Here is a 21,615-nt window from a genome sequence, read left to right on the forward strand (position 1 = left end):
CGGGCTTTTGATGCCCTGAAGGGGTAAGTCAGGTAGAATGCGCGCCCGGTTTTTGGAGATGATCATGACCCTGCTCAAATTCAGCGATGTGTCCCTCGCGTTCGGCGCCATGCCGCTGTTGGACAAAGTGTCCTGGCAGATCGCCCGTGGCGAGCGGGTGTGCATCATCGGCCGCAACGGCACGGGCAAGTCGAGCATGCTACGCCTGGTGAAGGGCGAGCAGAAGGGCGATGACGGCGATATCTGGCGCGCCCCAGGCCTGAAGATTGGCGAGCTGCCGCAGGAGCTGCCGGTGGCCGACGAGCGTAGCGTATTCGACGTGGTGGCCGCCGGCCTTGACGGCGTCGGCGAGCTGCTGGCGCAGTTCCATCACCTGAGCCAGAACATCCACGGCGACGAGGATCTGGAAAAGCTCATGCACGTCCAGCACGAGCTCGAGGCCCGTGACGGCTGGCGCTTGCAGCAGGTGGTCGAAAGCACCCTGAGCCGCCTGCAGTTGCCGGCCGACAAGACCCTGGCCGAGCTTTCCGGCGGCTGGCGCCGACGCGTGCTGCTGGCCCAGGCGCTGGTGTCCGAGCCTGACCTGCTGCTGCTCGACGAGCCGACCAACCACCTGGACATCGGCGCCATCGCCTGGCTTGAAGAGGCGCTCAAAGGCTTCGGCGGCGCGGTGCTGTTCATCACCCACGACCGTTCCTTCCTGCAGAACCTGGCCACGCGCATCCTCGAGCTGGATCGTGGCGGGCTGATCGACTGGAACGGCGACTACGCCAGCTTCCTGGTGCACAAGGAGGCCGAGCTGGCCGCCGAGGCCACTGCCAACGCGCTGTTCGACAAGCGCCTGGCCCAGGAGGAAGTGTGGATCCGCCAGGGCATCAAGGCCCGACGTACCCGCAACGAAGGCCGCGTGCGCGCACTCAAGGCGCTGCGCGTGGAGCGCGGCGAGCGCCGCGAACGCCAGGGCAAGGCCAATATCCAGATCGAAGTGGCCGACAAGTCCGGCAAGCAGGTGATGGTGCTGGAGAACGTAAGCTTCGCCCACCAGAATGGACCGAAGCTGGTCAAGGACTTCTCCATGGTGCTGCAGCGCCAGGACCGTATTGGCCTGCTGGGTGCCAACGGCACCGGTAAGACGACCCTGCTCAAGCTGATGCTGGGCGACCTGGAGCCCACCAGTGGCAAGGTCGAGCGTGGCACCAAGCTGGAGGTGGCCTATTTCGACCAGATGCGCCATCAGTTGGACCTGGAAAAGACCGTCATCGACAACCTGGCCGAAGGCCGCGATTTCATCGAGATCGATGGCCAGAACCGCCATGTGCTCAGCTACCTCGGCGACTTCCTGTTCAGCCCGCAACGTGCGCGCACGCCGGTCAAGGCGCTGTCCGGGGGCGAGCGTGCGCGCCTGCTGCTGGCCAAGCTGTTCAGCAAGCCGGCCAACCTGCTGGTGCTGGACGAACCGACCAACGACCTCGACGTCGAGACCCTCGAGCTGCTCGAAGAGGTGCTGTCGAACTACAAAGGTACGGTGCTGATGGTCAGCCACGACCGGGCCTTCCTCGACAACGTGGTGACCAGCACCCTGGTGTTCGAAGGTGAAGGGCGCGTGCGCGAGTACGTCGGCGGCTACGAGGACTGGATCCGTCAGGGTGGTTCGCCGAAGCTGCTGGGCGTGACCGAGAGCAAGGGTGGCAAGTCCGAGCTCAACAGCGCCGTGGTGCAGGCGCCGGTGGAGGAGGTGGCTCCTGTTGCTGCCGCTGCGCCTGCAGCCGATGCCAGCAAGAAGAAGCTCAGCTACAAGCTGCAGCGTGAGCTGGAGATGCTGCCGGGGCAGATCGATGCGCTTGAGCAGCGGATGGCCGAGGCACAGGAAGAAGTGAGTGCGGCGGGCTTCTATCAGCGGCCGATTGCCGAGACTGCGGCGGTGCTGGCCAAGATCGAGAAGCTGCAGGGCGAGCTGGACGTGCTGGTGGAGCGCTGGGCCGAGCTGGAAGGCTGAAGCCATCGCGGGGCAAGCCCGCTCCCACGCAGCCCTGTTTGACGGGCTTTGTGGGAGCGGGCTTGCCCCGCGATGAAAGTATTACTCGGCCTTCTTCTGCAACCGCACCGCCAATACATCGCACGGCGCGCCGTGCAGCACGTCGTTGGCGGTGGAGCCGAGCAGCAGGGCCAGGCCGTGGCGGCCATGGCTGCCGACCACGATCAGGTCGCACTTCTGATCCTTCGCCAGCTGGTGGATTTCCTGGCGCGGCTGGCCGTAGACCAGGTGCGAGTCGCCGCGATTGATATCCGGGTACTTGTTGTACAGGCGCTCCATGCGTTCCTTGGCCTGGTCGAACTGTTGCTGCTGCAACTGCGACAGGTCCATCGGCACGTCGCCGCCGAAGGCCATGGCCATCGGCTCGACGATATGCACCAGGGAGACCTTGGCGCCGCTGGCCAGGGCGATGGCCTTGGCCCGCTTGATCACCGGGTCGCATTCTTCGGTCAGGTCGACAGCGACCAGAAGATGTTCATAGGACATGTGCAGTACTCCTGACAATCGCGATAGTAGAAGTATGGTCGCTTTCGCGCGGATCTTCCGTGAAACCTGACTAACCCGCTCATTTGCAACGCTTTATAAGGTCTACAGATATGACGGTATGGCTGGTGGTGTCAATCCTTGCGCTGATTCTCAGCCCGTTGGCCTGGTTGCGCCCCTCGCGCAAACAGAGCGAGCAGATGAGCCTGCGCCTGGAGGGGCGGCGCATGGGGCTGGCCATGCAACTGGCGTCGCAACAGTGGCCGCACTGGCTGGTAAACGAGCCGCCCAGCCCTTGCCCGCAGTACCACCGGGCGCGACGTAAGGGGCGCGCTGACAACTGGTGCTACTGGCAGATCACCCCCGGCGTGTGGTGGAACCAGTGGCGCGAGCCTTGCGAGGATCAACGCCTGGCCGAGGCCTTCGCCCGCCTGCCGGCAACGGTCTACAAGGTCGAGGCCGACAGTCGCATGATTGCGCTGTACTGGAGCGAGCGAGGCGACAAATCTGTTTTGCAGGATATTGCCCAGACCCTCGAAACCCTCGCCTGAGCCCGTATGACGCAAAACGGCGCACAGGAGCAAACATGCTCCTGTGCGCCGTTTTGCGTTTGTGCGTGCAAGCACAGGGCCAGGCAGGCCGGAAATACTTTCAATCAGTCGCAGTGTAGCCATCCTGGCCGGATGCGTTTAGAAAAAAGCACGTGTGCCGTCGGGGGTGGCCTATCGCTGACATGAATGGAGGGCGATCACTGTCATCATGTTTCGTACCCGGAGGGTAGAAGATGACTGGAAAGTCGCGTTTTCACGGCCTTCGCGAGTATTTGACAACGCGGTTCTTTTCGGGGAATGTGTGCACACCCAAGTCAAACGGGCGTATGAATTGAGCGTTTGTATGTCAGACGGCTCTTACAGAATCCCGATTAGCGCGTCGACGGGTGTGCCTGGGGCGAGGGACCGGTAGACCGGCTCTTGCTGCCAGCGATCGACGTGTACTGTTCAGCTTCCATATCGTGGAGATCAGTTGATGATTTACGAAGGTAAAGCCATCACGGTTAAGGCTCTTGAAAGCGGCATCGTCGAACTGAAGTTCGACCTCAAGGGTGAGTCCGTCAACAAGTTCAACCGTCTCACTCTGAACGAGCTGCGTCAGGCCGTGGACGTGATCAAGGCCGATGCCTCGGTCAAGGGCGTGATCGTCAGCAGTGGCAAGGACGTGTTCATCGTCGGCGCCGACATCACCGAGTTCGTCGACAACTTCAAGCTGCCCGAGGCCGAACTGGTCGCCGGCAACCTGGAAGCCAATCGCATTTTCAGTGACTTCGAAGATCTGCAGGTGCCGACCGTGGTCGCCATCAACGGCATCGCCCTGGGTGGCGGCCTGGAGATGTGCCTGGCCGCCGACTACCGGGTCATGGCCAGCAGCGCCAAGATCGGCCTGCCGGAAGTCAAGCTGGGCATCTACCCAGGCTTTGGCGGCACCGTGCGCCTGCCGCGCCTGATCGGCTCGGACAACGCCATCGAGTGGATCGCCTCCGGCAAGGAAAACCGCGCCGAGGACGCCCTGAAAGTCGGCGCCGTCGATGCCGTGGTCGCCCCTGAGCTGCTGCAGGCCGGTGCCCTGGACCTGGTCAAGCGCGCCATCAGCGGTGAGCTGGACTACAAGGCCAAGCGCCAGCCCAAGCTGGAAAAGCTCAAGCTCAACGCCATCGAGCAGATGATGGCCTTCGAGACCGCCAAGGGCTTCGTTGCCGGCCAGGCCGGCCCGAACTACCCGGCGCCAGTCGAGGCCATCAAGACCATCCAGAAGGCCGCCAACTTCGGCCGTGACAAGGCCCTCGAGGTCGAGGCCGCAGGCTTCGCCAAGCTGGCCAAGACCTCGGTCGCCGAGAGCCTGATCGGCCTGTTCCTGAACGACCAGGAGCTCAAGCGCAAGGCCAAGGCCCACGACGAGATCGCTCACGACGTGAAACAGGCCGCCGTGCTCGGCGCCGGTATCATGGGTGGCGGCATCGCTTACCAGTCGGCGGTCAAGGGCACCCCGATCCTGATGAAGGATATTCGCGAGGAAGCCATCCAGCTCGGCCTGAACGAGGCCTCCAAGCTGCTCGGCAAGCGCGTCGAGAAGGGTCGCCTGACCCCGGCCAAGATGGCCGAGGCCCTCAACGCCATTCGTCCGACCCTGTCCTACGGTGACTTCGGCAACGTCGACATCATCGTCGAGGCCGTGGTCGAGAACCCGAAGGTCAAGCAGGCCGTGCTGGCTGAAGTGGAAGGCCAGGTGAAAGAGGATGCGATCCTCGCCTCCAACACCTCGACCATCTCCATCAACCTGCTGGCCAAGGCGCTCAAGCGTCCGGAAAACTTCGTCGGCATGCACTTCTTCAACCCGGTGCACATGATGCCGCTGGTGGAAGTCATCCGTGGCGAGAAGTCCAGCGACGTGGCCGTGGCCACCACCGTGGCCTACGCCAAGAAGATGGGCAAGAACCCGATCGTGGTCAACGACTGCCCGGGCTTCCTGGTCAACCGCGTGCTGTTCCCGTACTTCGGCGGCTTCGCCAAGCTGGTCAGCGCTGGCGTCGACTTCGTGCGCATCGACAAGGTGATGGAGAAGTTCGGCTGGCCGATGGGCCCGGCCTACCTGATGGACGTGGTCGGCATTGACACCGGCCACCACGGCCGCGACGTGATGGCCGAAGGCTTCCCGGACCGCATGAAGGACGATCGTCGCTCCGCCGTCGACGCCCTGTACGAAGCCAACCGCCTGGGCCAGAAGAACGGCAAGGGCTTCTACGCCTACGAGACCGACAAGCGCGGCAAGCCGAAGAAAGTCGCCGACGCCAGCGTGCTCGACGTGCTCAAGCCGGTCATCTTCGAGCAGCGTGAAGTCACCGACGAAGACATCATCAACTGGATGATGGTGCCGCTGTGCCTGGAAACCGTGCGCTGCCTGGAAGACGGCATCGTCGCCACCGCCGCCGAAGCCGACATGGGCCTGGTCTACGGCATCGGTTTCCCTCCCTTCCGCGGTGGCGCGCTGCGCTACATCGATTCGATCGGGGTCGCCGAGTTCGTCGCACTGGCCGACAAGTACGCCGACCTGGGGCCGCTGTACCACCCCACTGCGAAGCTGCGCGAAATGGCCAAGAACGGCCAGCGCTTCTTCAACTGAGCGCCCACGAGCTAGAGCGAGAATATTGATATGAGCCTGAATCCAAGAGACGTGGTGATTGTCGACTTCGGTCGCACGCCGATGGGCCGCTCCAAGGGTGGCATGCACCGCAACACCCGTGCCGAAGACATGTCCGCGCACCTGATCAGCAAGCTGCTGGAGCGCAACGACAAGGTCGACCCGAAGGAAGTCGAGGACGTGATCTGGGGCTGCGTCAACCAGACCCTGGAGCAGGGCTGGAACATCGCCCGCATGGCGTCGCTGATGACCCAGATCCCGCACACCTCCGCCGCGCAAACCGTCAGCCGCCTGTGCGGCTCGTCGATGAGCGCGCTGCACACCGCCGCCCAGGCGATCATGACCGGCAACGGCGACGTGTTCGTCATCGGTGGTGTCGAGCACATGGGCCACGTCAGCATGATGCATGGCGTCGACCCCAACCCGCACCTGTCCTTGCACGCTGCCAAGGCTTCCGGGATGATGGGCCTGACCGCCGAGATGCTGGGCAAGATGCACGGCATCACCCGTGAGCAACAGGATCTGTTCGGTGTGCGTTCGCACCAGCTCGCCCACAAGGCGACGGTCGAAGGCAAGTTCAAGGACGAGATCATCCCGATGCAGGGTTACGACGAGAACGGCTTCCTGAAGGTCTTCGACTACGACGAGACCATTCGCCCGGAAACCACCCTCGAAGGCCTGGCGTCGCTGAAGCCGGCGTTCAACCCGAAAGGCGGCACCGTCACCGCGGGCACCTCGTCGCAGATCACCGACGGCGCCTCGTGCATGATCGTCATGTCCGGCCAGCGCGCCATGGACCTGGGGATCCAGCCACTGGCGGTCATCCGTTCGATGGCGGTCGCCGGCGTGGATCCGGCGATCATGGGCTACGGCCCGGTTCCGTCGACGCAGAAAGCCCTCAAGCGCGCTGGTCTGACCATCGCCGACATCGACTTCTTCGAGCTCAACGAAGCTTTCGCCGCACAGGCCCTGCCGGTGCTGAAAGATCTGAAAGTGCTCGACAAGATGAATGAGAAGGTTAACCTGCACGGCGGCGCTATCGCCCTGGGCCACCCGTTCGGTTGTTCGGGGGCGCGGATTTCCGGCACCCTGCTCAACGTCATGAAGCAAAATGGCGGTACCCTGGGCGTCGCCACCATGTGTGTCGGCCTGGGCCAAGGCATCACCACTGTCTTCGAACGCGTCTGATCGCGTCGCAGGACAGCAGCCGGGGCCATGTGCCCCGGCTTTTGTTTTTTACAGGATTTGTTCAAGAGGGCGAGCGACATGCAGATACAACCTGGTGTGTACCGGCATTACAAAGGCCCTGAGTACCGTGTTTTCAGCGCTGCGCGACACTCCGAGAGCGAGGAGTGGATGGTGTTCTACCAGTGTCTGTATGGTGACTACAGCTTCTGGGTCAGGCCACTTTCGATGTTCCAGGAGTCCGTCGAGGTTGACGGCGAGCAGGTGCCACGCTTTGCTTTGGTCAAGGTCGAAGAGGGCCTTGGCGAGCGGCTGGGCAAGGCGCACGAGTGATAGACCGCGCTTGACCTCACTCTTTTGCCACTATATATAGCGGTGCCGCGTCCGGCACCTGACGCGTTTTTCATCTTCAGATTCAGGAATACTCCGATCCATGGGCAAATCGCTGGTCATTGTGGAATCCCCGGCCAAGGCCAAGACCATCAACAAGTACCTGGGCAGCCAGTACGTGGTGAAGTCGAGTATCGGCCACATCCGTGACCTTCCCACCAGCGGTTCCGCCAGTGCGAGCAAGGAACCGGCGGCCAAGCGCGGCAAGACCGCGGCCGAGGCTCCTGCCTTGTCGCCGAAGGAGAAGGCGCGCCGTACTCTGGTCGCACGTATGGGGGTCGACCCCGAGGCGGGCTGGAAGGCCAAGTACGAGATCCTTCCCGGCAAGGAGAAGGTCATCGAGGAGCTGCGCCGCCTGGCCAAGGATGCCGACACCATCTATCTCGCAACCGACTTGGATCGCGAGGGGGAAGCCATCGCCTGGCACCTGCGCGAGGCCATCGGCGGAGACGACAGTCGTTACAAGCGCGTGGTGTTCAACGAGATCACCAAGAAAGCCATCCAGGAAGCCTTCTCCCAGCCGGGCGAGCTCGATATTGACCGGGTCAACGCCCAGCAGGCGCGGCGTTTCCTTGATCGCGTGGTTGGCTACATGGTCTCGCCGCTGCTGTGGGCGAAAATCGCCCGTGGCCTTTCCGCCGGCCGCGTACAGTCGGTGGCGGTGAAGCTGGTGGTCGAGCGCGAGCGCGAGATCCGGGCGTTCAACCCCGAAGAGTACTGGGAAGTCCACGCCGACCTGGGTACTGCCAAGAACGCCAAGGTGCGTTTCGAGGTGGCCCGTGAGAAGGGCGAGGCCTTCAAGCCGCTCAACGAAGCCCAGGCCATGGCCGCGCTGGAGAAGCTCAAGGCCTCCAGCTACAGCGTGAGCAAGCGCGAGGACCGGCCGACCAGCAGCAAGCCTTCGGCACCGTTCATTACCTCCACCCTGCAGCAGGCCGCAAGCAATCGCCTGGGCTTCGGGGTGAAGAAGACCATGATGATGGCCCAGCGTCTGTACGAAGCCGGCTACATCACCTACATGCGTACCGACTCGACCAACCTGTCGACCGACGCTGTCGAGATGGCCCGCAGCTACATCGAGAAGGAGTTCGGCAAGCAGTACCTGCCTGCCGCGCCCATCGTCTATGGCAGCAAGGAAGGGGCCCAGGAGGCGCACGAAGCGATCCGTCCGTCCGACGTCAGTACCCACCCGACCAAGCTCAGTGGCATGGAGCGTGACGCCGAGCGCCTGTACGAGCTGATCTGGCGCCAGTTCCTGGCTTGCCAGATGCCGCCGGCGCAGTACCTGTCCACCAGTGTCACCGTGGTGGCGGGCGAGTTCGAGCTGCGCGCCAAGGGCCGTATCCTCAAGTTCGATGGTTACACCCGTGTCCTGCCGCAGCAGAGCAAACCGGGCGAAGACGACGTGCTGCCGGAAATGGCCCAGGGTGAAGCGCTCAAGCTGATCCAGCTCGATCCCAGCCAGCACTTCACCAAGCCGCCGGCGCGCTTCACCGAAGCCAGTCTGGTCAAGGAAATGGAGAAGCGTGGCATCGGCCGGCCGTCGACCTACGCGGCGATCATCTCCACCATCCAGGACCGCGGTTATGTGACGCTGCACAACCGTCGCTTCTACTCCGAGAAGATGGGCGACATCGTCACCGAGCGCTTGTCGGAGAGCTTCTCCAACCTGATGGACTACGGCTTTACCGCCGGCATGGAAGAGAACCTCGACGATGTGGCCCAGGGCGAGCGTGACTGGAAGAACGTCCTCGACGAGTTCTATGGCGACTTCAGCAAGAAGTTGCAGACCGCCGAGTCCAGCGAGCACGGCATGCGCGCCAACCAGCCGACCCTGACCAACATTCCGTGCAAGGAATGTGGCCGGCCGATGATGATCCGTACCGCGTCCACCGGCGTGTTCCTCGGCTGCTCGGGCTATAGCCTGCCGCCAAAGGAGCGTTGCAAGGCAACGGTCAACCTGGTGCCGGGCGACGAAATCGCCGCCGACGACGAGGGCGAGTCCGAGTCCCTGGTGCTGCGCGGCAAGCATCGCTGCCCGATCTGCGCGACGGCGATGGATGCCTACCTGCTCGACGAGAAGCGCAAGCTGCACATCTGCGGTAACAACCCGGACTGCGTCGGCTACGAGATCGAAGAAGGCAACTACCGCATCAAGGGCTACGAAGGCCCGAGCCTGGAATGCGACAAGTGCGGCAGCGAGATGCAGCTCAAGACTGGCCGTTTCGGCAAGTTCTTCGGCTGCACCAACCCAACCTGCAAGAACACCCGCAAGCTGCTCAAGAGCGGCGAGGCGGCGCCACCGAAAATGGACAAGGTGGACATGCCGGAGCTCAAGTGCGAGAAGGTCGACGACACCTACGTACTGCGTGACGGTGCCTCAGGTCTGTTCCTGGCCGCCAGCCAGTTCCCGAAAAACCGCGAAACCCGTGCGCCGCTGGTGCTGGAGATCGTCCCGCACAAGCACGAGATCGATCCGAAGTATCACTTCCTCTGCGAAGCGCCACAGAAGGACCCGGAAGGGCGCCCAACGGTGATCCGCTACAGCCGCAAGACCAAGGAGCAGTACGTGCAGTCCGAGGTTGACGGCAAGCCTACCGGCTGGAAGGCGTTCTACGACGGCAAGGCGTGGAAGGTCGAAGACAAGCGCTGATCCGAGCTTCTGGCTTATCGCGGGGCAGGCCCGCTCTCACAGGTACCTTTTGATATCTGTGGGGGCGGACTTGCCCCGCGATCGTTTGTGCTTGCGGTAAAGTCGGCGAATCCCGGAAACTGCGGTATCGCCTTGCAGCCTTCAGGAGTCAGTCGAAATGGCCCAGGAACTCTACACCCGTACCAACCAGAAACTGTTCTTCGCCGGCCTCGCGTTGGAGTCCATGGCCAAGGCCGCGGACAGTCAGGCGCTGAATGCCCAGGGGCTGCTCCAGGCCGAGCGCGAGTCGGCGCTGTTCCACCTGTATGGCGCGCTGCTTGGGCTGTGCCATGAGATCGCCGGCTTCTACCGCCTGCCCCAGGCCTCGGCGGCACGGGCGGAATTGCTGTTCAGCGACGAGGTGCTGCAGAGCGTGGCGATACCGGAAATGGCCGAGCTGTTGGAGTTGGCCCGCCAGCCGGAAACCTGGCTGGCGCGTCTGCTGGCGGCTTATGCCGATTTGTTCCGACCACCGGTCGCCAAGAAAACCGTCAAGGGTGACGTTACCCAGCCGCTGATCCAGGCCGTCAATCTGGACGAGCCTGAGCCGGCTGAGCTTTCCCGGGAGGAGTTGGAGGCCTGGCGGCAGAACCTGAAAAGCCTGGTGAGACGATTCCGCGATGCGCTGAGTGAGTGCTGAGCGCTTCCATGGCTGGTACACTAATGGCCTTTCGTGAAAAGCAGGCCCTTTATGTCAACGTCCTTTCTAGAAATTGTCGAGTTGCCTGATGGCCGGATCGAGCTGCGTCGCGCCGAAGATGAAGGCTCCCTGGTAACCCTGGATTTTTCCGAGGATGCCAAGGCATTCCTGCAAGGACAGCATGTGGAAGTGGCCAAGGCCATGCTCAGCGTTGGCGTGCAAATGGCCGGCCGCCTGGTTGAAGGCGACTTCGAGCGTGAAGAGGGGCCGCGCATCCTTCACTGAGCCAAGGTAGCGGCCCAGGGTTTCAAGCGATTGACAGGCAAAGCCTGAACATCAGCCGAGGCGGATGTTCAGGCTTTGTGCGTTTCCGCTGGCCGCTGCGCGCTGCAGCTGTTGGCGGGCGTTGCTGTTGATGGTGCCCAGCCAGCTGACCACGGTATGGCTGTGCCCGAGGCGCAGTGCCTCGCAGGCCAGTTGCAGGGCCGTCTGCCTGCCGCCGGGTTGCAGCAGCAGGATGCGTTCGCGGTTCAGGCCGGCATCACGCAACCAGGCCTGGGTGAGGCTGCCGGGTGGGGCGATGAGCGTCAGCCAGCGGCTGTCGTCTTCTTCGCTGAGTTCGCGCAGGATCGGCGCCAGCAGGCTCTGGCAGTGCCCTGGCGCGCCGCGCAGGGCCAGCTCGCTGAACAGCTCTGGCTGGCTGCTCTTGCGCGATGGCGCGCTGGGCTTGAGGCCTGGTAGCACCGGCTGGGCAAGGAAGGCCTCGAACAGCGGCAGCTGGGCTTGCTGGGGTACATGGGTGAACGGCTGCATGACGCCTCCTGGTTCAGCGGCGCAGGACGCCGACGCTCAAGCCCTCGATCACCAGTTCCTGGTCTTTCAGGTCGACTTCGATGGGGGCGAATTCGGGGTTCTCGGCGATCAGCCAGACCTTGCTGCCTTCGCGCTTGAAGCGCTTGACGGTCACTTCGTCGCCAATGCGGGCTACCACCACCTGGCCGTTGCGGGCTTCGCGGGTGGTGTGCACGGCGAGCAGGTCGCCGTCGAAAATACCGATGTCCTTCATGCTCATGCCGTGTACCCGCAGCAGGTAATCGGCGCGCGGATGGAAGAAGGCCGGGTTGATGCTGCAGGAATCCTCGATGTGCTGCTCGGCGAGGATCGGTGCACCGGCAGCGACGCGACCGATGATGGGCAGGCCGCTGTCCTCTTGCTTGGGCTCGAGGCCGGGGATGCGGATACCGCGGGAAGCGCCAGGGGTCATCTCGATGGCGCCCTTGCGGGCCAGGGCTTTCAGGTGCTCCTCGGCGGCGTTGGGCGACTTGAAGCCCAACTCCTGGGCGATCTCGGCACGGGTCGGCGGGAAGCCGTTGTCTTCGAGGCAGCGTTTGATGAAAGCCAGAATCTCGGCTTGGCGTGGCGTCAGTTTCAGCATGGGCGAGGGCTCTGTCTTTATATACAGTGACTGGGATTATATACAGTGATGAGACGGCTGCAAGCTACTCGCTGCAAGAAATAGAGCGCGTCGGGTGCATCTTGTCGCTTGCAGCTTGTGGCTTGGCGCTTTTAAATGGCGACCGGCCAGTCACCTAGCCTTGACATGTGCAGCACTGAAACGTATGTTTCAAACAACTGTTTGTCAGGCGGAGTAGTCATGGCCCAATCGGAAACCGTTGAGCGCATCCTCGATGCGGCGGAGCAGCTGTTCGCGGAGCGCGGGTTCGCGGAAACCTCATTGCGGCTGATCACCAGCAAGGCCGGGGTCAACCTGGCGGCGGTGAACTACCATTTCGGTTCGAAGAAAGCCCTGATCCAGGCGGTCTTTTCCCGCTTCCTGGGCCCGTTCTGCGCCAGCCTGGAGCGTGAGCTCGACCGCCACCAGGCGCGTCCCGAGCAGAAGGCCTCGCTTGAGGAGCTGCTGGAAATGCTGGTGGAGCAGGCCCTGGTCGTGCAACCGCGCAGCAACAACGACCTGTCGATCTTCATGCGCCTGCTGGGCCTGGCCTTCAGCCAGAGCCAGGGGCACCTGCGCCGTTACCTGGAAGACATGTACGGCAAGGTATTCCGCCGCTACATGCTGCTGGTCAACGAGGCCGCGCCGCGCATTCCGCCACTGGAGTTGTTCTGGCGCGTGCACTTCATGCTCGGCGCCGCGGCGTTCAGCATGTCCGGTATCAAGGCCCTGCGCGCCATCGCCGAAACCGACTTCGGCATCAACACCTCGATCGAGCAGGTGATGCGCCTGATGGTGCCGTTCCTGGCCGCCGGCATGCGTGCCGACAGCGGTGTCACCGACCAAGCCATGGCCGCGGCGCAGTTGCGCCCACGCAGCAAGTCCGGCGCGCCCGCCAAGGCCTGAGCACTGGGCGGGGCAGGGCGCTTGCGCTAAGCTAGCGCCCATGCCAGCACTCGCCCCCGCCGCAATCCCTGTCAACACGGCAGCTTCGCCACTGAACGATCGGACACCGCGTTGTCCGATGTTTGCGTGCGCGCGCGCGACCTCCGGATCTCCAATGAAGGATTCCCAATGACTGCCAGCCTGCAAGGCTCCCTGATGGTGGATATCGCCGGTAAATGGCTGACCGCCGAAGACCGCCATCTGCTGCGCCAGCCCGAAGTGGCCGGCCTGATCATCTTTGCCCGCAACATCGACAGCCCACGCCAGGTGCGCGAGCTGTGCGCCTCGATCCGCGCCATCCGTCCCGAGCTGATCCTCGCCGTGGACCAGGAAGGCGGGCGGGTCCAGCGCCTGCGCCAGGGCTTTGTGCGCCTGCCGGCCATGCGCGCCATCGCCGACAACGCCAATGCCGAATACCTGGCCGAGCAGTGCGGCTGGTTAATGGCGACCGAGGTGCTGGCGGTAGGCCTGGACCTGAGCTTCGCCCCGGTGCTGGACCTCGATCACCAGCGTAGCGCGGTGGTCGGCAGCCGCGCCTTCGAAGGCAATCCGCAGCGGGCCACCGAACTGGCTGGCGCGTTCATCCGCGGCATGAATGCCGCGGGCATGGCGGCCTGTGGCAAGCATTTCCCCGGCCATGGTTGGGCCGAGGCCGATTCCCATGTGGCGATCCCGGTCGATGACCGTAGCCTGGAACAACTGCGCGCGGCCGACCTGGTACCGTTCACCCGCTTGAGCGGCCAGTTGGCGGCGGTGATGCCGGCCCACGTGATCTACCCGCAGGTCGACAACCAGCCGGCCGGCTTCTCCCGGCGCTGGCTGCAGGACATCCTGCGCGGCGAGCTGGGCTTTGACGGGGTGATCTTCAGCGATGACCTGTCCATGGCCGGCGCCCACGTGGTGGGCGATGCCGCCAGCCGCATCGAGGCTGCATTGAGCGCGGGCTGCGACATGGGCCTGGTGTGCAATGACCGGGCTTCGGCCGAGCTGGCGCTGAGCGCGGCGCAGCGCATGAAGGTCAAGCCGTCGCCGCGGATTGCACGGATGCGCGGGCAGGGCTTTGCGCGTACCGATTACCGCCAGCAGCCGCGTTGGCTGGAGGCGCTGGGGGCGCTGAAGGAAGCTCAGCTGGTCGATTGACCTCGCTGGCCTCGTCCCGGGCAAGCCCGCTGCCACGCCCCCCTGAGGGTTCGTGGGAGCGGGCTTTTACTTACTTCGTTTGCCCGGCAGCGGCGCGAACAGCGCCTCGATCTCTTCATCCCCCAACCGCCATTGCCCGGCCTGCCCGCCATCGAGCAGCCCGGCTGCCAGTGCCGCCTTCTCTTGCTGCAATTGCTGGATCTTCTCTTCCACCGTTCCACGGGTGATCAGCTTGAACACGAACACCGGCTTGTCCTGGCCGATGCGGTAGGCGCGGTCGGTGGCCTGGTTCTCGCTGGCCGGGTTCCACCACGGGTCGTAGTGGATCACAGTGTCGGCGGCGGTCAGGTTCAACCCGGTGCCGCCGGCCTTGAGGCTGATCAGGAATACCTCGCTGTCGCCATTCTGGAACTGCTGCACGGGAGCGCGGCGGTCGCGGGTGTCGCCGGTCAGCAGGCTGTAGCGGATGCCGCGCTTCTCCAACTCGAACTCGATCAGCGCCAGCATCGAGGTGAACTGCGAGAACAGCAGCACCTTGCGCCCCTCGCTGAGCAGCTCCTCGAGCATCTCCAGCAGGCTGCCCAGCTTGCCCTTGTCGGCGAATGTGCCCTTGGCCTCGGTACCCTTGACCAGGCGCAGGTCGCAACACACCTGGCGCAGCTTGAGCAGCGCGTCGAGGATGACGATCTGGCTGCGCGCGGCGCCGTTGCGGGCGATCTCGTCGCGGACTTTCTTGTCCATTGCCACCCGCAGCGCCTCGTAGGTATCGCGTTGGGCGTCGCTGAGCTCGACCCAGTGGATCATTTCGGTCTTGGCCGGCAGTTCGGTGGCCACCTGTTCCTTGGTACGGCGCAGCAGGAACGGGCGGATGCGGCTGGCCAGATGGGCCATGCGCTCAGCGTCGCCGTGCCGCTCGATCGGGGTGCGGTAGTCTTGGGTGAAGCGCTTGCTGTCGCCCAGCCAGCCAGGCATCAGGAAGTGGAAGATCGACCACAGCTCGCCGAGGTTGTTCTCCATCGGCGTGCCGGTCAGGCACAGGCGCTGGCTGGCCTGCAGCTCGCGAACGGCCTGGGCGGCCTTGCTGGTGCTGCTCTTGATGTTCTGCGCCTCGTCCAGCACCAGCAGGTGCCAGGGCTGGGCCTTGAGTGGTTCGAGGTCGCGGGGGGCGAGGGCGTAGGTGGTCAGCACCAGGTCATAGTCGGCCAGATTGGCGAAGTGCTTGTTGCGGCCTGGGCCGTGCAAGGCCAGCACGCGCAGGTCGGGGGCGAAGCGCCGGGCTTCGTCGAGCCAGTTGGGCACCAGGCTGGTGGGCATCACCGCCAGCGCCGGATGTGCCAGGCGCCCGCTTTCTTTATCCAGCAGCAGGTGGGCCAGGGTCTGCAGGGTCTTGCCCAAGCCCATGTCGTCGCCGAGGATGCCACCGGTGCCCATCTCGCGCAGGGCCTGCAGCCAGTTCAGGCCTTGCTGCTGGTAGGGGCGCAATGTGGCGTTCAGGCCTTTGGGCGGCATCACCTGCAGGTCGCGAGCGTCACGCAGGCGTCGGCCCAGGTCGCGCACATGGCTGCCGCCTTCCCATTGCAGCGGCAGGTGGTCGATTTCGTTGAGGCGTGCGGCATCGGTGCGGTCCAGGCGCAGGCTCGGGCCCACGGCGTCCTCGTGCAGGTACAGTTCGCCCAGGGTGCCCATCACCGCCTTGATGCGCCCGTAGGGCAGGGCGACCCGCAGCGCCGGGCCGTCATGGCGGGCGCGGTTGAGGTCAATCAGCAGGTGCTCGTCGTCATTGCGCCGCGCCAGTTCACTGGGCCGCAGCAGTTCCGGGCTGGTGCGCAGCAGTTGCAGGACAATGGGCAGCAGGCTGTGGCGCTGGCCGTCGACCACGATACCCAGCTCGAGGTCGAACCATTCGTGGCCTGGCGCTTCCTCGATGGTGGCATACCAGTCGTCGACCTCGTGCAGGTTGAACGCGAAGTCGCGGTGCACGTCGATCGCCCAGCCCGCTTCGCGCAGGCGCGGCAGGCCCTCGCGGGCGAAGCGCAGCCAGGCTTCGTCGTCGGGCAACTGGTACATTTCGCCGGCACTGTCGGGGAGGGCCTTGCTCTGGCGGGTCGCCACCTTGAAGCCGTGGTCGCGCAGGGCCATGCGCAGGGCCTGCTCGGCCTGTGGCTGGCGCTGGATGCGCTGGCTGGTGGTGCCCACCAGGCGGCTGAGTGACTTGTCGTCGCTGCCGCTGGCACGCAGGCCGTCGTAGTCGAACGCCAGCGCGGCGCGGTGCTGCATCTGGCGTTGCATGCGCCCGGTCTTGGGCGTGTAGGCGCTGAATTCGAGACTGCCGAGGGTCAAGTGTGGGGTCGGCTCGATGCCGTCGAGCTGTTCCTCCTGCACGGCGGTGGGGGTCGGCAGGTGATGGTTGAGCGCGTTGAGCTTGTGGCTGAGGGGCACGATAAGGTGTTCCGGTACATCGGGGGCAAGGGACAGCTGCAGGGCGGTGTGCGGGTCGAGGGTGTGGGTGACGGTGCCGACTTCTTGGCTGTCGACATCGAAGTAGAACAGCGGCACCAGCGGCAGCACGCAATTGAGCGGTTCCTCGCCGTTGTACCACATGCCCCGATAGTCGCCACTGTTCAGGCGTACCCAGCGGAATTGCGCCTGGCGCGGGGCGCCCTGAACCATCAAGGGAAAGTCTTCGATGAACATCAGGCGCCCGGTGTCCAGTGCCCGCTGCAGCAGTTCGCCGCCTTCGTGCCCCTTGAGCGCGAAACCGCGTTCCTGGCCGAAGGGCGCGTTCTGCGCCGACAGCTGACGCAGGATGCGCAGGTCTTCTTCCTTGACGTATTTTGGCGGCTCGTAGAGCAGTTCGTACAGCGAATGGATGCGGCTGTAGCGAATGCCATGCTCTTCGCGGGTGCCTTTGCGCACGCGCAAGGCGCAGCTCTTGTCGTCCTTGAGCATGAGTTGGTAGCAGACCATGCGCCCGCGCCGGTCTTCAGCGCCGTCTTGCCTGGGGGTGGGCTGCTCCAGGCCTTGCAACCAATGCTGCAGGTGATGGGGCAGTTGCTCGCCGCTGGCCGCACCGCGCCCGTAGCTGCTGGCCAGGGTGTAGAGCGCGGCGGCGCAGTGCTTGCAGTTCTCGCCGACCGGGCAGGAGCAGTTGCCGCGCACATGGCATTGCCCGGATGGCCCCGCGGTGATGATGATCCGCTGGCGGTAGACATTGCCGCCGCTGCCGCGGCAGGTGGACTCGATGCGTGAATCGCCGTGGGACTGGATCTGCACCAGGCCCTGTTCGGCGTAGCGCTCGCCACGTTGCAGGGTGGCCGCGGAAAAGTCGCGCTTCCAGCTCGGATTCTCGGCTGCCAGCTTCTGCACATCGGCGTTCACGGTTTCACTGCTCCATCATTTCCGGGTCGGGCAGCGGCATCTTGCGCATGCCGGCCGGTGAGACCTTGAGCAGCATGGCCAGGTGCCCGCCATCGAGGAAGGTCAGCTGGCCGGCCTTCATGTTGCTGTTGCTCTGCTTGAACTGCTCGCTGCGCAGCACGCTGCCATTGCTGTCGAGCTGGTTGACCCAGAGGTTGGCGTCCACGGCGATGAAGCGGCTTTCCTGGATGCTCAGGTTGCCCTCGATCGGGAAGTGGCCGAACTGTTCGTCACCGGCACTCAGGGCAACGGTTTCGCCATCCTGCTGCCAGGCCTTGTGCAGCAGCACGGTGTAGTCGGCGGTGGCCTGCAGGCGGGTGACTTCGTCACCCAGGCCGGTCGGGCGTTCGGCGCCTTTTTCCAGGCGCGGCGCGCCGGCGCTCCAGTCTTCCGGGGCGAACGGGCTGGTGATCGCCGGCACGGCGTTCTGCCGCACCAGGACCATTTCCACCTGGTAGGGGCCCGCGGCGAAGGCAGCTGGCGCGAGCAGGGCCAGCAGCAGGGTCAGGCAACGGATGGCACGCATGAAGCTTCCTTATGGATTTTGTGGGGTGAGGCGCTCGAACAGCGCTTCCAGAGTGTTGAAACGTTCTTCGGGGCGTTCCATCGGCACCAGGAAGCGGAACTGGGTCGCGCCTTCGAACTTGTAGCGCTTGGGCTGGCCCTGGATCAGCTTGATCAGGGTCAGCGGGTCGACCGGGGTTTCGGCCTCGAACTCGAGCTTGCCGCCGTTGGGGCCGGCATCGACTTTCTTGATGCCGAGCTTTTCCGCCTGCAGCTTGAGCAGGGTCAGGCGCATCAGGTTCTTGGTCGGCTCCGGCAGTAGGCCGAAGCGGTCGATCATCTCCACCTGCAGGTCCTTGAGGCCCTCTTCGTCGGCCGCCGAGGCGATGCGCTTGTAGAGGATCAGGCGCGCATGCACGTCGGGCAGGTAGTCCTCGGGGATCAGCGCCGGCAGGCGCAGGTTGATCTCCGGGCCGCCGCCCAGCGGCTGTTCGAGGTTAGGTTGGGTGCCCTTGCGGATGGCCTTGACCGCGCGTTCGAGCATCTCCATGTACAGGGTGAAGCCGACCGCCTGGATCTGCCCGCTCTGGCCTTCGCCGAGCAGTTCGCCGGCGCCGCGGATCTCCAGGTCGTTGGTGGCCAGGACGAAGCCCGCGCCCAGGTCCTGGGTGTTGGCGATAGCCTCCAGGCGTTTCTCGGCGTCGGCGCTGATCTGCTGGCGCGGTGGCGTCAGCAGGTAGGCATAGGCCTGGTGGTGGCTGCGCCCGACCCGGCCACGCAGCTGGTGCAATTGCGCCAGGCCGAACTTGTCGGCGCGCTCGATGACGATGGTGTTGGCGCTCGGCACGTCGATACCGGTCTCGATGATGGTCGAGGCGATCAGCACGTTGAAGCGCTTGTGGTAGAAGTCGCTCATCACCTGCTCGAGCTCGCGTTCGCGCATCTGCCCGTGGCCGATGCCGATACGTGCCTCGGGCACCAGTTCGGCCAGCTCGGCGGCGCACTTCTCGATGCTCTTCACATCGTTGTGCAGGTAGTACACCTGCCCGCCGCGCAGCAGTTCGCGCAGCAGCGCTTCCTTCACCGTGCTCTTGTTCTGCTCCATGACGAAGGTGCGCACCGACAGGCGTCGCGCCGGGGGCGTGGCGATGATCGACAGGTCGCGCATGCCCGACACCGCCATGTTCAGCGTGCGCGGGATCGGCGTTGCGGTCAGGGTGAGGATGTCCACCTCGCTGCGCAGCGCCTTGAGCTGTTCCTTCTGGCGCACGCCGAAGCGGTGTTCCTCGTCGATGATGGCCAGGCCCAGGTCCTTGAAGCGCACATCGTCCTGCAGCAGCTTGTGGGTGCCGATGAGGATGTCGATCTTGCCTTCGGCCAGTTCCGCCGCGGCGCTGGCGACTTCCTTGGCCGACTTGAAGCGGCTCATCACCTCGACCTTCACCGGCCAGTCGGCGAAGCGGTCGCGGAAACTGTTGTAGTGCTGCTGGGCGAGCAGGGTGGTGGGCACCAGCACCGCCACCTGGCGACCGCTGTGCACGGCGATGAAGGCGGCGCGCATGGCCACCTCGGTCTTGCCGAAGCCGACGTCGCCGCACACCAGGCGGTCCATGGGCTGGCCGGCGAGCATGTCGGCACGCACCGCCTCGATGGCGGTCTGCTGGTCGGGGGTTTCCTCGAACGGGAAGCCGGCGCTGAAGGTGGCGTAGTCGGCGGCCGGGTCGGCGAAGGCGTAGCCTTTGCGCGCGGCGCGGCGGGCGTAGATGTCGAGCAGCTCGGCGGCGACGTCGCGCACCTGCTCGGCGGCCTTGCGCTTGGCTTTCTGCCAGGCTTCTGAACCCAGCCGGTGCAGTGGGGCCAGGGCGTCGTCGCTGCCGGTGTAGCGGGCGATCAGGTGCAGGTTGGCCACCGGCACGTAGAGCTTGGCGCCCTCGGCGTATTCGAGGGTGAGGAACTCGGCGGCCTGGCCGTCGATTTCCAGGGTGGCCAGGCCCAGGTAGCGGCCCACGCCATGGTCGATGTGCACCACCGGCGCGCCTTCGCGCAGCTCGGTGAGGTTCTTGATCACCGCGTCGTTGGCCGCCTCGCCCCGTTTCTCGCGGCGCCTGCGCTGCATCACGCGCTGGCCGAACAGCGGGCTTTCCGCTACCAGGGCAATGGCCGGGTCGTCCAGCAGCAGGCCGTCGTCCAGGGGGGCGATGGTGATCGCCAGGCGCTCGCCGCCGGTGATGAAGTCGGTCCAGCCGTCGACGGTCTGCGGGCGCAGCTTGAGGCGCTCGAGCAGCTCCAGCAGCACTTCGCGCCGGCCCGCGGACTCGGCGGTGAACAGCACGCGGCCGCCGAACTGGTCGAGGAAGTTGGCCAGCTCCGCCAGCGGCTGGTGGGCCTTGGCCTCGATGGCCAGGTTGGGCAGGGCGCGGGCGGGGAAGCGCTCGCGCCCCGCGCCGGCGTCGATGTCCTCGGCGCTGACCACCACCCGTGGCCATTGCTTGAGGCGGGCGAAGCAATCCTCCACCGGCAGGAACAGTTCCGCCGGCGGCAGCAGTGGCCGGGTCATGTCGCCGCGGCGCTCTTCATAGCGCCCGCGCACATCGTTCCAGAAGTGTTCGGCGGCCTGTTCCACGCCCGGTAGCGAGAACACCTGGGTGTCGGCCGGCAGGTAGTCGAACAGGGTGGCGGTTTCTTCGAAGAACAGCGGCAGGTAGTACTCGATGCCAGCGGGGATGATGCCGCTGGTGAGGTCCTGGAAGATCGCGCTGCGGCGGAAGTCGACGTCGAAGCGTTCGCGGAAACGCGCCTTGAAGCGCGTCACCTCGTCCTTCTGCATGGGGAACTCGCGCGCCGGCAGCAGGCGGATCGAGTCGACCTTGTCGATCGAGCGCTGGCTCTCCGGGTCGAAGGTGCGCAGGGTCTCGATCTCGTCGTCGAACAGGTCGATGCGGTACGGCTGCTTGCTGCCCATGGGGAACAGGTCGATCAGCGCGCCGCGCACGGCGAACTCGCCGTGCTCGTAGACCGTGTCGACGCAGCGGTAGCCGCTGGCTTCCAGGCGCGCGCGCATCTGCTCGACGTCGATCTTCTGGCCCACGTCCAGCACCAGGCTGCTGCCCAGCAGGAAGCGCGTGGGGGCCAGGCGGTGCAGGGCGGTGGTGATCGGCACGACGAGGATGCCGTGGTCCAGCTCCGGCAGCCGGTAGAGGCTGGCGATACGCTGGGAGATGATGTCCTGGTGCGGCGAGAACAGGTCGTAGGGCAGGGTTTCCCAGTCGGGGAAAGGCAGTACCGGCAGATCCGGCGCGAAGAAGCGCAGCTCCTGCTCCAGGCGGTCGGCCGCCTGGCTGTCGGCGGTCAGCAGCAAGGTGAAGCGACCGGCGGTACTGGCAGCCTCGGCGACGGCCAGGCTCAAGGCCGCGCCGGGCAGGTTGCCCCAGGTTTGTTTGCCGGCCGTGGCCGACATTTGCGGTAGGCGCAGAACTGACACGGGAGATCGGACTCCAAGCGTTGCGGCAAAGAGGTCGATTGTACCGGTGACGAGGCGC

Annotated in this window: 16 protein-coding genes; 10 read left to right on the forward strand and 6 right to left on the reverse strand. The window is 64.8% G+C overall.

The annotated features are described in order from the left end of the window. Positions 1–64 precede the first annotated feature (64 nt). Positions 65–1,996, forward strand: a complete 1,932-nt coding sequence (locus tag KHO27_RS04880; RefSeq protein WP_110698747.1) for an ATP-binding cassette domain-containing protein — start codon at positions 65–67, stop codon at positions 1,994–1,996. Positions 1,997–2,077: 81 nt separating this feature from the next. Here KHO27_RS04880 and KHO27_RS04885 read toward each other — a convergent pair whose 3' ends face one another. Then, positions 2,078–2,521 carry a universal stress protein gene (locus KHO27_RS04885; protein WP_046856401.1) on the reverse strand — a complete coding sequence of 148 codons (444 nt, stop codon included), beginning with the start codon at positions 2,519–2,521 and terminating at the stop codon, positions 2,078–2,080. Between the two features lie 110 nt (positions 2,522–2,631). On the opposite strand from KHO27_RS04885, the gene KHO27_RS04890 reads away from it, so the two are divergent. The 7 genes from KHO27_RS04890 (at position 2,632) to KHO27_RS04920 (ending at position 10,902) form a co-directional block, all read left to right on the forward strand. After that, on the forward strand, positions 2,632–3,069 hold the full coding sequence (locus KHO27_RS04890) for a hypothetical protein (protein ID WP_214501289.1): 438 nt from the start codon (positions 2,632–2,634) through the stop codon (positions 3,067–3,069). Positions 3,070–3,544: 475 nt separating this feature from the next. Further along, positions 3,545–5,692 (forward strand): fatty acid oxidation complex subunit alpha FadB, encoded by a 2,148-nt coding sequence (fadB, locus tag KHO27_RS04895; RefSeq protein WP_046856399.1) that lies wholly within the window; start codon positions 3,545–3,547, stop codon positions 5,690–5,692. Positions 5,693–5,722: 30 nt separating this feature from the next. After that, positions 5,723–6,898, forward strand: a complete 1,176-nt coding sequence (gene fadA / locus KHO27_RS04900) for an acetyl-CoA C-acyltransferase FadA (protein WP_023629457.1) — start codon at positions 5,723–5,725, stop codon at positions 6,896–6,898. A 78-nt stretch (positions 6,899–6,976) separates the two neighbouring features. After that, a complete protein-coding gene (locus KHO27_RS04905) occupies positions 6,977–7,228 on the forward strand; it encodes a DUF1653 domain-containing protein (RefSeq protein ID WP_031314692.1) in 252 nt (83 codons plus the stop codon). Between the two features lie 100 nt (positions 7,229–7,328). Beyond that, positions 7,329–9,938: a type I DNA topoisomerase gene (gene topA / locus KHO27_RS04910; protein WP_214501290.1), complete on the forward strand. Its 2,610-nt coding sequence runs from the start codon at positions 7,329–7,331 to the stop codon at positions 9,936–9,938. Between the two features lie 157 nt (positions 9,939–10,095). Continuing rightward, on the forward strand, positions 10,096–10,617 hold the full coding sequence (locus KHO27_RS04915) for a DUF6586 family protein (protein WP_023630869.1): 522 nt from the start codon (positions 10,096–10,098) through the stop codon (positions 10,615–10,617). 51 nt (positions 10,618–10,668) lie between these two features. After that, positions 10,669–10,902, forward strand: a complete 234-nt coding sequence (locus KHO27_RS04920; protein ID WP_214501291.1) for a hypothetical protein — start codon at positions 10,669–10,671, stop codon at positions 10,900–10,902. A 51-nt stretch (positions 10,903–10,953) separates the two neighbouring features. Here KHO27_RS04920 and sulA read toward each other — a convergent pair whose 3' ends face one another. Both sulA and lexA read right to left on the reverse strand, forming a co-directional pair. After that, positions 10,954–11,430 carry an SOS-induced cell division inhibitor SulA gene (gene sulA, locus KHO27_RS04925; protein WP_110698742.1) on the reverse strand — a complete coding sequence of 159 codons (477 nt, stop codon included), beginning with the start codon at positions 11,428–11,430 and terminating at the stop codon, positions 10,954–10,956. A gap of 13 nt (positions 11,431–11,443) precedes the next feature. Next, a complete protein-coding gene (gene lexA / locus KHO27_RS04930; RefSeq protein ID WP_110698740.1) occupies positions 11,444–12,052 on the reverse strand; it encodes a transcriptional repressor LexA in 609 nt (202 codons plus the stop codon). Positions 12,053–12,271: 219 nt separating this feature from the next. Here lexA and KHO27_RS04935 point away from each other — a divergent pair, with 219 nt between their 5' ends. Then, on the forward strand, positions 12,272–12,976 hold the full coding sequence (locus KHO27_RS04935) for a TetR/AcrR family transcriptional regulator (protein ID WP_046856397.1): 705 nt from the start codon (positions 12,272–12,274) through the stop codon (positions 12,974–12,976). Positions 12,977–13,156: 180 nt separating this feature from the next. Beyond that, positions 13,157–14,155 carry a beta-N-acetylhexosaminidase gene (nagZ, locus tag KHO27_RS04940; protein ID WP_178082039.1) on the forward strand — a complete coding sequence of 333 codons (999 nt, stop codon included), beginning with the start codon at positions 13,157–13,159 and terminating at the stop codon, positions 14,153–14,155. Between the two features lie 66 nt (positions 14,156–14,221). Here the strand turns inward: nagZ and KHO27_RS04945 are convergent, their stop codons facing one another. The 3 genes from KHO27_RS04945 to mfd are packed head-to-tail and all read right to left on the reverse strand — an operon-like array spanning position 14,222 to position 21,557. Continuing rightward, positions 14,222–17,533, reverse strand: a complete 3,312-nt coding sequence (locus KHO27_RS04945; protein WP_111532757.1) for a DEAD/DEAH box helicase — start codon at positions 17,531–17,533, stop codon at positions 14,222–14,224. Between the two features lie 4 nt (positions 17,534–17,537). Then, positions 17,538–18,098 carry a CsiV family protein gene (locus KHO27_RS04950; RefSeq protein WP_214501292.1) on the reverse strand — a complete coding sequence of 187 codons (561 nt, stop codon included), beginning with the start codon at positions 18,096–18,098 and terminating at the stop codon, positions 17,538–17,540. 9 nt (positions 18,099–18,107) lie between these two features. Beyond that, positions 18,108–21,557, reverse strand: coding sequence for a transcription-repair coupling factor (gene mfd / locus KHO27_RS04955; protein WP_110698732.1), 3,450 nt, complete (start codon positions 21,555–21,557; stop codon positions 18,108–18,110). Between the last annotated feature and the right edge of the window lie 58 nt (positions 21,558–21,615).

It is taken from the genome of Pseudomonas sp. RC3H12 (genome assembly GCF_018596375.1).
Lineage (GTDB): Bacteria > Pseudomonadota > Gammaproteobacteria > Pseudomonadales > Pseudomonadaceae > Aquipseudomonas.